Source organism: Gordonia amarae NBRC 15530 (genome assembly GCF_000241345.1).
GTDB lineage: Bacteria > Actinomycetota > Actinomycetes > Mycobacteriales > Mycobacteriaceae > Gordonia > Gordonia amarae.
In genome coordinates this window covers 57,149-70,062 of record NZ_BAED01000059.1, presented here as the reverse complement: position 1 = coordinate 70,062, position 12,914 = coordinate 57,149, and the positions used below count along the sequence as shown (strand labels likewise).

The window sequence follows — 12,914 nt, the reverse complement described above, 5'->3', positions numbered from 1 at the left end:
GTCGGCGAAGCAAATGATCGGCCCACGGCCACGAACCGGTGTGGCACATCAGTTAAGCGTCTGTTCAGGTCAGACGATGGTGAGCACGGCGGTGTCGTGCGCGGCGACGGTGACGGTGAGTCTGCCGTTGACCGCCTGATGCCGCTCACCGGTCCAGGCGTCGACGCCCGCGACCGTCGCGTCACCGTTGAGCCCGAGGTCGCTCAGCGCCACCGACAGCTTGCGGGGCGCCTTGCCGCGATTGGTCAACGACACCACCAGGCCCTTGTCCCCGACGGCCCGCGACCATACCTCCGGATTGTTCGCGACGCGGGCACCCGCACTGACCCGCTCATCCTGATCGATCCTCACGATCGCGGTATTGGTGAGCGTCCGCGCCGCCGACGCGGGCATCGAGGTCAGATCGACCCCGAGGATCAACGGTGCGGCCATCATCGCCCACATCGACAGCTGGGTACGCTGCTCGGATTCGGTCAGATCGCCCGCCCCGTCGGAAAGTCCCACCATGAGCAGGCCCGGATCGTTGTAGGTGCCCGGCCGCACCCGGCCGGCAAGCGGCGCGAGCGAATCGGTCACCTCGACGACGCCCTGCACCTTCTTGTCCCGACCCGCGGTGGACCACGCGGGACCGGTCGGCCCGGTGACCCTGGTGACCGTGGCGACCCCGCCCCAGTAGGCGTCACTGCCGGGGCGGATGGCATCGAGCCCGCGATTGGGGTTGATGGCGTACACGATCGGTGTGTGCAACCCGCGCAGCGCATCGCGCATGGCGGTGAACGCGGCGATCTGCTCGCCACGGTCCGACTGGCCCGAACACCAGTCGTACGAAAGGTAGTCGACACCCCACTCCGCGAACGTCGCGGCGTCGCGGGACTCATGGCCCAGGCTCCCGGTGCTGCCCGCGCTGCGGCCCGAATGCTGCGCGCAGGTGCGGGTTCCGGCCGCCGACGACAACCCGAAGAGCAGCCCCCTGGCGTGCAGGTACTCGCCGAGCGCGGCCATCCCGGACGGAAAGCGGACCGGATCTGGAAGCAGAGTGCCGTCCGCGGCCCGCTCCCGGGCCGACCAGCAGTCGCCGACGATCACGTAGCGGTAGCCGGCGGCGCGCAGACCGGACGACGCCAGTGCGTCGGCCTGCTGCCGGATAGTCTCCTCGGACACCTTGCACCCGAGCGACGGACCGCTGTCCCACCCCATCGGAGGGGTCTGCGCCACCCCCTCGATCGCGGGTCGTTCGCCGCCGAGCCGGTCCTCGGGGCTATCGGTGCATCCGACGGCGAGGGCCGCCACCGCCAGCGCGGCGACGGCGGCGCACAACCCACGGCGACGACGGTGGTCCGGTCTCAACTCACATACCCTTGACGCGCCTGCCGACCTCTCGCTCCACTTCCCGCCGGGCGGTTCGTTTGGCGAGGTCGTGACGTTTGTCGTGGGCCTGCTTACCGCGGGCCAAAGCCAGCTCGACCTTGACCCGACCGTCGTTGAAGTACAGCGACAGCGGGACCAATGTCAGGTTGCCGTCGCGGATCTTGCCGATCAGATTGTCGATCTCGCGCCTGTGCAGCAGCAGTTTGCGGTTACGGCGGGGTGCGTGGTTGGTCCACGAGCCGTGACCGTATTCGGCGATGTTGAGGCCGCGCAGCCACACCTCGCCATCGTCGACGGTGGCGAACGCGTCGACCAGCGACGCCTTTCCGTCGCGCAACGCCTTCACCTCGGTGCCGACGAGCGCGATACCGGCCTCGTAGGTGTCGAGGATGGCATAGTTGTGCCGCGCCTTGCGGTTGGTCGCGATCACGCTGCGACCCTTCTCCTTGGGCATGGTTATTTCACCTCCTCACTCACGGACGTACACACGAAGCGTGACATACGACGTGATTCCGGCCAACAGAATTCCGCCGGCGATGAGCCATGGCGACACCACGAGCACATCCGAATTGGTGATGCGGGCAAGGATATTGACGCCGTACAGGTCTTCGAGGGCGCGGTCGAAGAACAGCGCCTTGGCCCCGAACAGCCCGCCGATCGCCAGGAATGAGCCGGCCAGGGCGGCCACCACCGCCTCCAGCAGGAAGGGCAATTGGGTGTACCAGCGGGTGGCGCCCACCAGGCGCATGATGGATACCTCGGTGCGCCGCGTGAATGCCGCGATCTGAATCATGTTGACGATCAACAGCATCGCCGCGATCGCCAGGACCACCGCCACCGCGAACGCCGCGTTGCGCGCGCCGTCGAGCACGCTGAAGATACGTTTGACCAGGTCGCGCTGGTCGAGCACGCTGTCGACGCCGAGGTCCTTACGGTCGGCGAACTCGTCGAGCACCGCGCCGAACCGGTCCGCGTCCTTCATCCGCACCCGCAGCGCCGCCTGGGTGCTCGACGGGTCGATCATCTCCGCGATCTCCGGGCTGTCGGCGAAGGCCTCCTTCGACGCCTCGTAGGCCTCTTTCTGCGAGATGTAGGTGACGGTCGCGACGCCCTGCGCGTTCTCCAGTTCGGTGCGCAGCGTCGAGCAGGGGGCCTTCTGGCAGTCGGGGTCGGACTTGCTCACGTCGAGGTTCATGAAGAACTGCATCTCGACGCGGTCGAGGAAGATCTTCTGGCTCTTGTCCGCCATCTGGATGACCAGCAGACCGCCGCCGAACATCGCCAGGGTGATGGCGGTGGTCAAGATCATGGCGATGGTCATCGTGACGTTGCGGCGCAGCCCGTTGAGGACCTCGCTGAAGATGAAGTTCGCGCGCATCGTGCTCCGTTGTCGTGGTGGCCCCGGGTCGGGTGCCGCTGGGCGGAAGGTGGTCGCCGGGTGCCGCGTGCACCGCGCGAGGGAGTCTCGGCGTGCGGGGCTGACGCGGTCCGGTAGGCGGTCAGCCGATGCCGTACACGCCGCGTTCGTCGTTGCGGACCAGATGCCCGCTGTCGAATTCGAGGACCCGCCGCCGCATCGCGTCGACGATGTGCCGGTCGTGGGTGGCCATCAGGACCGTGGTGCCGCGCCGGTTGACCCGGTCGAGGACGTCGACGATCTCCTCGCTGGTCTCCGGGTCGAGGTTTCCGGTGGGCTCGTCGGCGAGCAGCACCAGCGGCCGGTTGACAATCGCGCGGGCGATGGCCACGCGCTGCATCTCACCACCGGAGAGCTCGTTGGGCATGCGGTCGGCCTTGCCGGACAGGCCCACGTAGTCGAGCACCTCGGGGACCACCTTGCGGATGACCTGTGGCTGCTTACCGATCACCTCGAGCGCGAACGCCACATTGTCGGCCACCGACTTCTGCTGCAGCAGCCGGAAATCCTGGAACACACAGCCCACCGACTGCCGCAGCCTGGGGACCATCCGGGCCTTGAGCCGGTTGACGTGATACTCCCCGACAAACACCTCGCCGGTGGTCGGCTTGTCCTCCTTGAGGAGCAAACGGAAAAACGTCGACTTGCCCGAACCGGACGGCCCGATGAGGAAAGCGAATTCGCCTTTGTCCACCTCTAAATTGAGCCCCGACAACGCAGGCCGACTCGACGCCTTGTATTTCATCGAGACGTTCTCCAGCTTGATCACAGCAAGTCAGTGTAGCCACGGCCCCTGAGAACAACGCTCAGGCTCGCGTACTACCGCGCTGATGATTCCTCGGCCGTCGTCGTCTCGTCCCCGTCCTCGGTGGTGATCCGCGGGATCGGCACCGGGATACCGGGCACCGACGTGGTGGTGAGCTTCGGCCGCCGGGCCGTGCTCGTCAGCGTCTCGTCCGAGGTGTCGGTGGTGTCGGTCGAGGACTCCTCGTCGGTGGTGGTCTCCTCGGTTTCGCCGGCGCTGCTGCTCTCGGTGGTCGACGACGTCCTCTTTGTCGATGACGTCGACGACGGCGTGCGAGTCGACTTCGCCTGCTCCTGAACGGTGCTGACCGGCCTACCTGCCTTCTCCTCAGGTGGGTACCGCTCCGATGTGTAGCCGTACACCGCCAGCAGCACCAGAAACGCCGCCACGAGTATCGCGGTGCGCACCCGGATGCGGGTGCGGTAGATGACCTTGGGTCCGTCTTCTCCCATCGGTTACACACCTCCTTCGCCGGCAGCTCCGATCGCGGCAGGGGCGGTGTGCGTGGGTACCTCGCGCACGCTGATGCCTTCGGCCGCGAGCGCGCGCACGATCCGGCTGCGCAGGGCGCGGCTGACCGCGAACTGCTGACCGGGCAGGGTGCGAGCCACCATCCGGATGGTGAGCGAGTCGAGTTCGAGGTCGGTGATCCCGAGCGGGGCCGGCGCGTCGAGCAGATACTTGTGCCAGCGCTCGTCGTCGAAGAACCGTTCGCCCACCTGCTCGAGGATCTCGGTGACGCGCGCGATGTCGGCCTCACCGGGGACCGGTACGTCGACGACGGCCCGCGCCCAGTCCTTGGACAGGTTGGTGGCGGTGATGATCTGCCCGTTGGGCACGGTCACCACCTCGCCGTCGCTGGTACGCAGCTTGGTCACGCGCAGGGTGACGTCCTCGACGGTGCCCTGTTTGGTGGCGCCGCCCGTCACCGCGAGGTTGACCACGTCGCCGTATCCGTATTGCTTCTCGGTGACCACGAAGAATCCGGCGAGGAGGTCCTGCACCACGCGCTGGGCGCCGAAACCGAGCGCCGCGCCGATCACCGCGGAGGGACCGACGAGGCTGGTGATGGGCACGTTGATGATGCCCAGGATCTTCAGGCCACCGATGAGCGCGACGAGCACGATCAACGTCCAGCTGATCACCTGGATCACCGTGCGCATGTGCTTGGACCGTTCCGAACGCACCAGCATGTCGCTGCCGGCGAATTCCGCTTCGAAACGCTCGCTGTACCGCTCGCCGAGCCAGCGGATGAACCGGATGACGATCGCCGCGCCCAGAATCCACAGCAGGATCGACAGACCGTCGGTGGCCAGCCACCGGTACCAGTCCCCGACCAGCGACTGGTAGGGCACCGTCGCCGCGGCGACCGTCGTCGACGGCGCCGCCCCCAGGTCAGCGAACATGCTGCTCAGGCGTCGGCAGAGGCCATCCGCCAGCGGATGCCGGCCTCGATGAACGGGTCGATCTCACCGTCGAGCACAGCCGACGGGTTGTTGTTCTCGACGTTGGTGCGCAGGTCCTTGACCATCTGGTACGGGTGCAGGACGTACGAGCGCATCTGGTTGCCCCAGCTGGATCCGCCGTCCCCCTTGAGTGCGTCAAGTTCGGCACGCTCCTCCTGTCGTTTGCGTTCGAGCAGCTTGGCCTGAAGCACGCGCATCGCGGCGGCCTTGTTCTGCAGCTGGCTCTTCTCGTTCTGACAGGTCACCACAATACCGGTCGGTATGTGGGTGAGGCGGACCGCGGAATCTGTGGTATTGACGGACTGACCGCCCGGCCCGGACGAGCGGTACACGTCCACGCGCAGGTCGGTCTCGGCGATGTCGATGTGGTCGGTGGTCTCCACCACGGGCAGCACCTCGACCTCCGCAAAGGACGTCTGCCTGCGGCTTTGGTTGTCGAACGGGCTGATCCGGACGAGCCTGTGCGTGCCCTGCTCCACCGACAGCGTGCCGTACATGTAGGGCGCCTTGACCGCGAACGTCGCCGACTTGATGCCGGCCTCCTCCGCATAGGATGTGTCGTAGACCTCAACTCCGTAGTGATGTTTCTCCGCCCACCGGATATACATACGCATCAGCATCTGCGCCCAGTCCGCGGCGTCGACGCCACCCGCGCCGGAGCGGATGTTGACCAGGGCGTCGCGCGCGTCGTACTCGCCGGCCAGCATCGTCTTCACCTCCATCGCCTCGATGTCGGTGCGCAGCGCGGCCCGCTCCTCGTCGGCGTCGGCCAGGGCGGCGGTGCGGTCCTCGCCCTCCTCGGACTCGGCGAGCTCGTACAGGACGGGCATGTCCTCGAGCCGCTGGCGGAGTTCGCTGACCTTCCGGAACTCGGCCTGGGCGTGCGACAGTTCGCTCGTCACCTTCTGGGCGTGGTCCTGGTTGTTCCACAACTCGGGATCGGACGCCTGCATCTCCAGTTCGTCGATGCGACGGCGCAGTTCCTCCAGGTCGACGACTTTCTCGACGGTGGTGAGGGTCGCGTCAAGCGATTCGAGATCAACGGTCACATCGGGATGCACAATTCTTCAGAGTACCGCCTCGCGGTCACGACCCCGCGGTCACAGCCCGGCTACGCCGACGGCTCCTCCAGGGTCCCGAACCGCCACGTCGTCTCGGCCTTGCCCGGTTTGTAGATCACCGGCATGTCGGAACCGTGATGGGGCCACGACCCGAGCGCCCCGATGACCAGCGTCCCGTACACCTCCGTCGGGTTGGTCTGCGGACCGGTGATGGTGCCCGAGATGGTGCAGTAGCTGTCGCCGTTCTTGTCTGTCTCAGCCGGCCGCTCGGACACACCGGTCACTGTGAACGTGCCCTGCACGTACTGCGCGGCCGCGGCCTGCGACAGTCCCTTTCCGCCGCGTCCACCCCGCCACTGCATCACCAACATCACGAGCACGGCCACGAGCACGATGATGAAGACGAACTCAAGCATGGTCGCCAGCCTACCGGCGCTACGCTGGCCCCCGTGCCTGCAGAGAATCCCTTCACGATTGCCGACGATCTCGAACTCGCCCTGTCGCTGGCCGAATCGGCCGACGCGCTGACGATGCGCCGGTTTGGTGCCGTCGACCTGCGCGTCGACGACAAACCGGATCTCACCCCCGTCTCCGACGCCGACCTGGCGTGCGAGGCGCTGGTGCGGGAACGGCTGGCGGCGATGCGGCCGGGCGATGAGATCCTCGGCGAGGAGTTCGGGGGCGACGCGGTGCTGTCGGGACGGCAGTGGGTGATCGACCCGATCGACGGCACCAAGAATTTCGTGCGCGGCGTCCCGGTGTGGGCCACCCTCATCGCGCTGCTCGTCGACGGTGTGCCCGTCGTCGGCGTGGTGTCGGCGCCCGCGCTGCGCCGGCGCTGGTGGGCCGGGTCCGGCCAGGGCGCGTTCGTCGCCTTCGACGACCAGCCCGCGCACGCCATCTCGGCGTCGGGCGTCGCACATCTGGAGTCGTCGTCGCTGTCGTTCTCCAGTATCTCAGGCTGGGCCGAACGCGGCCTGCGCGAGAAGTTCTTCGACCTCACCGACGAGGTGTGGCGGGTGCGCGCCTACGGCGACTTCTTCAGTTACTGCCTCGTCGCCGAGGGTGCCGTCGACATCGCCTGCGAACCCGAGGTCTCGCTGTGGGATCTCGCCCCGCTCGACATCATCGTCCGCGAGGCCGGTGGCCGGTTCACCGCCCTCGACGGCACCTCCGGCCCCGGCGGCGGCAATGCGGTCGCCACCAACGGTCACCTCCACGACGCCGTCCTGTCCGCCCTCGCCCCGTAACCCGTAAAGCTAGCTGTCAGTTCCGGAATTCCGGACCTGACAGCAAGGTTTACAGGTCTGTTCCTGATTCCTTGTCGAGGACGCGGAACTCGGTGGCGTCGGCCTTCATCTCCGCGAGGCGGCCGTAGTGGATGCCGGTGCCGGCGTCCGAGAGGATCGCCTGGTGGATGGGGACGGCCACGCGGGGGGCCATGGCGCGCAGGTAGTCGACGGATTCGCTGAGTTTCATCCACGGGGCGGCGGACGGGAGGGCGAGGACGTCGATCTTCTCGAACGGGATGTAGAACGAGTCGCCGGGGTGCATGAAGCGGCCTCGCGAATCGGCGGTGTCGAGGACGTAGGCGACGTTGTCGATGACGGGGAGTTCGGGGTGGATGACGGCGTGCCGGCCGCCGGTCACGCGGACCGACACCGCACCCACCGAAACCTGGTCGCCCGCGCTCGCGGCGGTCCAGGTTCCGGCGACGTTGTCGCGGGTGAGCTGGGCGGTGGTCTGCGGGTCGGCGTACAGCACCGCGCCGGGGTTGGCGGCCACGAGATCGGGCAGGCGCGCGACGTCGCAGTGGTCGGGGTGCTGATGGGTCACCAGGATCGCGTCGAGGCCGGTCAGGCCGTCGAATCCGTGGGAGAAGTTGCCGGGGTCGAACAGGATCCGGGTGCCGTCGAGTTCCACCAGCAGGCAGGAATGACCGAAGTGCGTGATCTGCATGTTTCCACTGTTCCACCACTGCCGCGCACGCGTTGCTGGAACAAGTTCACCCGGATGCGTGACAACCTACCTACCGAGTAGTAAGGTTTGTTCTTACTACCGAGTAAGATCGGTGCGAACGTTTCCATCCACATCCCGGGGATACCCCAGGAAGAAGAGCTGAGGACATGACCACTCACGCCGAACCGCGCGATACCTCCGCAGTCGGAAAGAACCCGCATCCCCGCAACTTCATCGGCACCGCGATGCGCGTGCTGTCCACGGTCACCGGCTCCGAGTTCGCCGAGAAGTACCAGCTCCGCGAACCCATCAACCGTGTCGCCTACCAGGCCACCAAGACCGGCTTCCAGTCGCTCGGTGCCGCAGGCCGCGCCTTCAAGAAGGTACAGGGCGGTTCGGGTGAGGCAGCACGCCCGGCGAAGTCCACCAAGAACTACTTCAACCTGACGCCCGACGACGAGCAGCAGATGATCGCCGAGACCGTCATGGACTTCGCGACCGAGATCCTGCGTCCGGCAGCCTACGACGCCGATCACGACGCCAGCGCCCCCGAGGAGATCCTCAAGCGCTCCGCCGAACTCGGCATCACCATGATCAACGTGCCCGAGGAGTTCGACGGCGCGGCCTCCGAGCGTGGTGTGGTCACCAACGCGCTGGTCGCCGAGGCGATGGCGTACGGCGACATGGGACTGGCGCTGCCGCTGCTCGCCCCGAGCGGCGTGGCCACCACCCTCACCAACTTCGGTTCCGAGGGCCAGCAGAAGACCTACCTGCCCGACTTCGCCGGCGAGGACGTGCCGCAGTCGGCTGTCGTCATCGCCGAACCGCGTCCCCTGTTCGACGCGTTCGCGCTGCAGACCAAGGCCACCCGGGTGCCCAGCGGCTACCGCCTCAACGGTGTGAAGTCGTTCGTGCCGGCCGCCGGATCGTCGGAGCTGTTCATCGTCGGTGCCCAGCTCGACGGCAAGCCCGCGCTGTTCATCGTCGAATCCGACTCCAAGGGCCTGATCATCGAGGCCGATCCCGGCATGGGCGTGCGTGCCGCCGGCATGGGCCGCCTGCTACTGCAGGACGTGGCCGTCCCCGAGTCGGCGCTGCTCGGTGAGGCCCCCGGCGAGGAGGCGTTCGCCGCCTACCGCGACGTGGTGCGGCTCTCGCGCCTGGGCTGGTCGGCGCTGGCCGCCGGCACCGGCAAGGCCGTCCTCGACTACGTGATCCCGTACGTCAACGAGCGTGAGGCGTTCGGCGAGCCGATCTCCAACCGTCAGGCCGTCGCCTTCATGGTGGCCGGCATCGCCACCGAACTCGACGCGATCCGCCTGGTCACCCTGCGTGGTGCCTCGCGCGCCGAGCAGGGTCTGTCGTTCGCGCGCGAGGCCGCGCTCTCGCGCAAGCTGACCATCGACAAGGGCCTGCAGATCGGCCTCGACGGCGTGCAGCTGCTCGGCGGCCACGGCTTCACCAAGGAGCATCCGGTGGAGCGCTGGTACCGCGACCTGCGCGGTGCGGGCATCGGCGAGGGCATCGTCGTCCTCTGACGACACGGCGCAAGGTCTAGGAGAGAACACTCATGGCTATCAACCTTGAGCTTCCCAAGAAGCTGCACACCACCATCGACCAGGCGCATCAGGCGGCCGCGGAGATCTTCCGTCCCGTCTCGCGCAAGTACGACCTGGCCGAGCACGCCTACCCGGTCGAGCTCGACACCCTGGCCAGCCTGTACGACGGCCTCGCTGAGACCGGCCAGGCCGGTGCCGGCGCCGACGGTGGCCGCAGCCAGGCCGCCAAGAAGAAGCCGAAGGCCGAAGGCGAAGTGGTCAACGGCGGCAACATGCAGTCGGTGCTCAACGTCATGGAGACCTCGTGGGGCGACGTCGGCCTGATGCTGTCGATGCCGTACCAGGGTCTGGGCAACTCGGCGATCGCCGCAGTGGCCACCGACGAGCAGCTCAAGAAGTTCGGCAAGGTGTGGGCCGCGATGGCCATCACCGAACCGAGCTTCGGCTCGGACTCGGCGGCGGTGACCACCACCGCCACCCGCGACGGCGACGACTACGTCATCAACGGCGAGAAGATCTTCGTCACCTCCGGTTCGCGCGCCACCCACATCGTGGTGTGGGCGACCGTCGACAAGAGCCTGGGCCGCGCGGCGATCAAGTCGTTCGTGGTGCCGCGTGAGCATCCGGGCGTGGAGATCGTGCGCCTCGAGCACAAGCTCGGCATCAAGGCCTCGGACACCGCGGTCATCCGTTTCGACAACTGCCGTATCTCCAAGGACAACCTGCTCGGCTCCCCCGAGGTGGATGTCAAGAAGGGCTTCGGCGGGGTCATGCAGACCTTCGACAACACCCGTCCGCTGGTGGCCGGTATGGCCGTCGGTCTGGCGCGGGCGGCCCTGGAAGAGCTGCGCCGCATCCTCGAAGAGGCCGGCGTCGAGATCGACTACGACCGTCCGGCAGCCGACCAGCATGCCGCCGCGGCCGAATTCATCCGGATGGAAGCCGATTTCGAGGCCGCCTACCTGATGACGATGCGCGCCACCTGGATGGCCGACAACAAGATCCCCAACTCCACCGAGGCGTCGATGTCGAAGGCGAAGGCCGGACGCACCGTCACCGACATCACCAACAAGACGGTGGAATTGACCGGCACGCTGGGCTACTCCGAGCGGCTGCTGATCGAGAAATGGGCCCGCGACTCGAAGATCCTCGACATCTTCGAGGGCACCCAGCAGATCCAGAATCTGATCATCGCCCGCCGCGTACTCGGCAAGAGCAGCGCCGAACTGAAGTGATCACCTTCACTGCTGGTTGAGGTGCGAAGAGCCGCTAGGCGATGAGCCTCGAAACCTCGTGAGATGACAATGTCGTCTCACCGGGTTTCGAGGCTCGTCGCTTGCGCTCCTCACGCCTCAACCAGCAAGAAAGTGGGCTACTTGCCGCCGAGCTGTTCGGCGAGCGCGTCGAGCACCGAACGGTCCTCGATGGTCGAGGGCACCGTGTACTCCTCGTTGTCGGCGATCTGCCGCATCGTCTTGCGCAGGATCTTGCCCGACCGCGTCTTGGGCAGCGCGGCCACGACGGTCACGTCGCGGAACGTGGCGACGGCGCCGATCTCGTCGCGCACCATCTTCACCAGCTCCGACCGCAGGGTGTCGGGTTCGATCTCAACACCCGATTTGAGCACCACGTAGCCGCTCGGGCGCTGGCCCTTGAGGTCGTCGTGGATACCGATGACGGCACATTCGGCGACCGCCGGATGCGAGGCGACGACGGCCTCGATACCGCCCGTGGACAGCCGGTGACCCGCCACGTTGATGACGTCGTCGGAGCGGCCGAGCACAAAGACGTAGCCGTCGGCGTCGATGTAGCCGGAGTCGCCGGTCAGGTAGTAGCCGTCGAACGCCGACAGGTACGAGGTGCGGTACCGGTCGTCGTCACGCCACAGACCGGCCAGGGTGCCCGGCGGGAGTGGCAGCTTGATGACGATGTTGCCCTCGCTGCCGTCGGTGACCTGGGCGCCGCCCGCGTCGAGTATCTCCACCTGATAGCCGGGCACGCGGACAGTGGGCGAGCCGGCCTTGAGCGGCATCGGCTCGAGGCCGCGCAGGTTGGCGGCGATGGCCCAGCCGGTCTCAGTCTGCCACCAGTGGTCGACGACGGGCACCCCGAGGACCTCGGTGGCCCACTCGTAGGTGTCGGGGTCGAGGCGCTCGCCGGCCGCGAAGAGCGTGTGCATCGTCGACACGTCGTACTTGGCGAGTTCAGCCGCCTCCGGGTCGGCCTTGCGGATGGCCCGGATGGCGGTGGGTGCGGTGAACAGGGCGCTCACCTTGTGGTCGGCGACGACCCGCCAGAACGCACCCGCATCGGGGGTGCCGACGGGCTTGCCCTCGTACATCACCGTGGTGGCACCCGACAGCAGCGGCGCGTACACGATGTAGCTGTGCCCGACGACCCAGCCGACGTCGGAGGCCGCCCAGAACACGTCTCCGGCCTTGATGTCATAGACGTTGCCCATCGACCAGGTCATCGCCACCGCGTGGCCGCCGTTGTCGCGGACCACGCCCTTCGGCTTGCCGGTGGTTCCGGAGGTATACAGCACGTACAGCGGGTCGGTGGCGGCGACGGTGACCGCGTCGGCCGGTGCGGCGACGGCCATCTCGGCGTCCCAGTCGAGCCAGCCGTCGAAGTCGGCGGCCGAACCGGCCACCTGCTCGCGGTCTTTGACGATGACGGTCGTGGGCGGGAACTCCGAGAGCTCGATGGCCTTGGCCGCCATCGGCAGGTATTCGATATTGCGGCCCGGCTCGATACCGCCCGACGCGGTGACGAGGGCGACGGGCTGCGCGTCGTCAATGCGGGTGGCGAGTTCGGGAGCGGCGAATCCACCGAACACGACGGAGTGGACGGCACCGATGCGCGCGCACGCCAGCATCGCGATCGCGGCCTCCGGGATCATCGGCATGTAGACGATGACCCGGTCGCCCTTGGTGACGCCCTGCGCGGACAGCACCCCGGCGAACCGCGACACCTCATCGAGCAACTGCGAGTAGGTGTAGGTGCGCACCGTGCCGACCATCGCCGAATCCCAGATGAGCGCGGCCTGGTCGCCACGCCCCGCAGCGACGTGCCGGTCGAGGGCGTTTACCGAGGTGTTGAGCTCGCCGCCGGGGAACCAGCGGTACAGCGGCGCGTTCGAGTCATCGAGTGCCCTGGTCGGCGGCGTGACCCAGTCGACGCCCTGTGCGGCTTCGAGCCAGAAGGCCTCCCGGTCCGAGATACTGCGATCGAATGCGTCGGCGTACTTACCCATTGGGGGGCCTCCTTCTCACCCGC

The 12,914-nt window shown here is 67.3% G+C and carries 13 protein-coding genes; 3 read left to right on the top strand and 10 right to left on the bottom strand.

Features of this window, described 5'->3' with window-relative positions; translation table 11 throughout:
* Positions 1-69: 69 nt before the first annotated feature.
* From GOAMR_RS16535 to GOAMR_RS25380, 8 genes are all read right to left on the bottom strand, one after another.
* Entirely contained in the window at positions 70-1,347 is a 1,278-nt protein-coding gene (locus tag GOAMR_RS16535) for a glycoside hydrolase family 27 protein (protein WP_244427436.1), read from the bottom strand.
* Position 1,348: 1 nt separating this feature from the next.
* On the bottom strand, positions 1,349-1,822 hold the full coding sequence (smpB, locus tag GOAMR_RS16530; RefSeq protein ID WP_005190399.1) for an SsrA-binding protein SmpB: 474 nt from the start codon (positions 1,820-1,822) through the stop codon (positions 1,349-1,351).
* A gap of 15 nt (positions 1,823-1,837) precedes the next feature.
* Positions 1,838-2,746 carry a permease-like cell division protein FtsX gene (gene ftsX, locus GOAMR_RS16525; protein WP_005190397.1) on the bottom strand — a complete coding sequence of 303 codons (909 nt, stop codon included), beginning with the start codon at positions 2,744-2,746 and terminating at the stop codon, positions 1,838-1,840.
* Between the two features lie 121 nt (positions 2,747-2,867).
* Entirely contained in the window at positions 2,868-3,554 is a 687-nt protein-coding gene (gene ftsE / locus GOAMR_RS16520) for a cell division ATP-binding protein FtsE (RefSeq protein ID WP_005190395.1), read from the bottom strand.
* A 50-nt stretch (positions 3,555-3,604) separates the two neighbouring features.
* Positions 3,605-4,042 (bottom strand): hypothetical protein, encoded by a 438-nt coding sequence (locus GOAMR_RS23745; RefSeq protein WP_005190392.1) that lies wholly within the window; start codon positions 4,040-4,042, stop codon positions 3,605-3,607.
* Between the two features lie 3 nt (positions 4,043-4,045).
* Positions 4,046-4,996 (bottom strand): mechanosensitive ion channel family protein, encoded by a 951-nt coding sequence (locus tag GOAMR_RS16510; protein ID WP_005190388.1) that lies wholly within the window; start codon positions 4,994-4,996, stop codon positions 4,046-4,048.
* Between the two features lie 5 nt (positions 4,997-5,001).
* On the bottom strand, positions 5,002-6,117 hold the full coding sequence (gene prfB / locus GOAMR_RS16505) for a peptide chain release factor 2 (protein WP_005190385.1): 1,116 nt from the start codon (positions 6,115-6,117) through the stop codon (positions 5,002-5,004).
* 50 nt (positions 6,118-6,167) lie between these two features.
* Positions 6,168-6,533: a hypothetical protein gene (locus tag GOAMR_RS25380; RefSeq protein ID WP_005190382.1), complete on the bottom strand. Its 366-nt coding sequence runs from the start codon at positions 6,531-6,533 to the stop codon at positions 6,168-6,170.
* Between the two features lie 33 nt (positions 6,534-6,566).
* On the opposite strand from GOAMR_RS25380, the gene hisN reads away from it, so the two are divergent.
* Entirely contained in the window at positions 6,567-7,367 is an 801-nt protein-coding gene (gene hisN, locus GOAMR_RS25375) for a histidinol-phosphatase (protein WP_005190379.1), read from the top strand.
* Between the two features lie 49 nt (positions 7,368-7,416).
* Here hisN and GOAMR_RS16490 read toward each other — a convergent pair whose 3' ends face one another.
* Positions 7,417-8,076, bottom strand: coding sequence for an MBL fold metallo-hydrolase (locus tag GOAMR_RS16490; protein WP_005190377.1), 660 nt, complete (start codon positions 8,074-8,076; stop codon positions 7,417-7,419).
* 167 nt (positions 8,077-8,243) lie between these two features.
* On the opposite strand from GOAMR_RS16490, the gene GOAMR_RS16485 reads away from it, so the two are divergent.
* Both GOAMR_RS16485 and GOAMR_RS16480 read left to right on the top strand, forming a co-directional pair.
* A complete protein-coding gene (locus tag GOAMR_RS16485) occupies positions 8,244-9,614 on the top strand; it encodes an acyl-CoA dehydrogenase family protein (RefSeq protein ID WP_005190374.1) in 1,371 nt (456 codons plus the stop codon).
* A gap of 32 nt (positions 9,615-9,646) precedes the next feature.
* The gene (locus GOAMR_RS16480; RefSeq protein ID WP_005190371.1) at positions 9,647-10,870 is read left to right on the top strand and encodes an acyl-CoA dehydrogenase family protein; all 1,224 of its coding nucleotides are present in this window, start codon (positions 9,647-9,649) and stop codon (positions 10,868-10,870) included.
* A 137-nt stretch (positions 10,871-11,007) separates the two neighbouring features.
* On the opposite strand, the gene GOAMR_RS16475 is transcribed toward GOAMR_RS16480, so the two are convergent.
* Complete coding sequence (locus GOAMR_RS16475; RefSeq protein ID WP_005190367.1) at positions 11,008-12,891, bottom strand: propionyl-CoA synthetase; 1,884 nt, start codon at positions 12,889-12,891, stop codon at positions 11,008-11,010.
* Positions 12,892-12,914: the final 23 nt, after the last annotated feature.

What these genes read in the sequence shown, in the direction of transcription:
- GOAMR_RS16510 (WP_005190388.1), bottom strand. Translation starts at nt 4,996, where the DNA reads ATGTTCGCTGACCTGGGGGCGGCGCCGTCGACGACGGTCGCCGCGGCG.
- GOAMR_RS25380 (WP_005190382.1), bottom strand. Translation starts at nt 6,533, where the DNA reads ATGCTTGAGTTCGTCTTCATCATCGTGCTCGTGGCCGTGCTCGTGATG.
- GOAMR_RS16480 (WP_005190371.1), top strand. Translation starts at nt 9,647, where the DNA reads ATGGCTATCAACCTTGAGCTTCCCAAGAAGCTGCACACCACCATCGAC.
- GOAMR_RS23745 (WP_005190392.1), bottom strand. Translation starts at nt 4,042, where the DNA reads ATGGGAGAAGACGGACCCAAGGTCATCTACCGCACCCGCATCCGGGTG.
- GOAMR_RS16485 (WP_005190374.1), top strand. Translation starts at nt 8,244, where the DNA reads ATGACCACTCACGCCGAACCGCGCGATACCTCCGCAGTCGGAAAGAAC.
- GOAMR_RS16490 (WP_005190377.1), bottom strand. Translation starts at nt 8,076, where the DNA reads ATGCAGATCACGCACTTCGGTCATTCCTGCCTGCTGGTGGAACTCGAC.
- smpB (WP_005190399.1), bottom strand. Translation starts at nt 1,822, where the DNA reads ATGCCCAAGGAGAAGGGTCGCAGCGTGATCGCGACCAACCGCAAGGCG.
- GOAMR_RS16475 (WP_005190367.1), bottom strand. Translation starts at nt 12,891, where the DNA reads ATGGGTAAGTACGCCGACGCATTCGATCGCAGTATCTCGGACCGGGAG.
- ftsX (WP_005190397.1), bottom strand. Translation starts at nt 2,746, where the DNA reads ATGCGCGCGAACTTCATCTTCAGCGAGGTCCTCAACGGGCTGCGCCGC.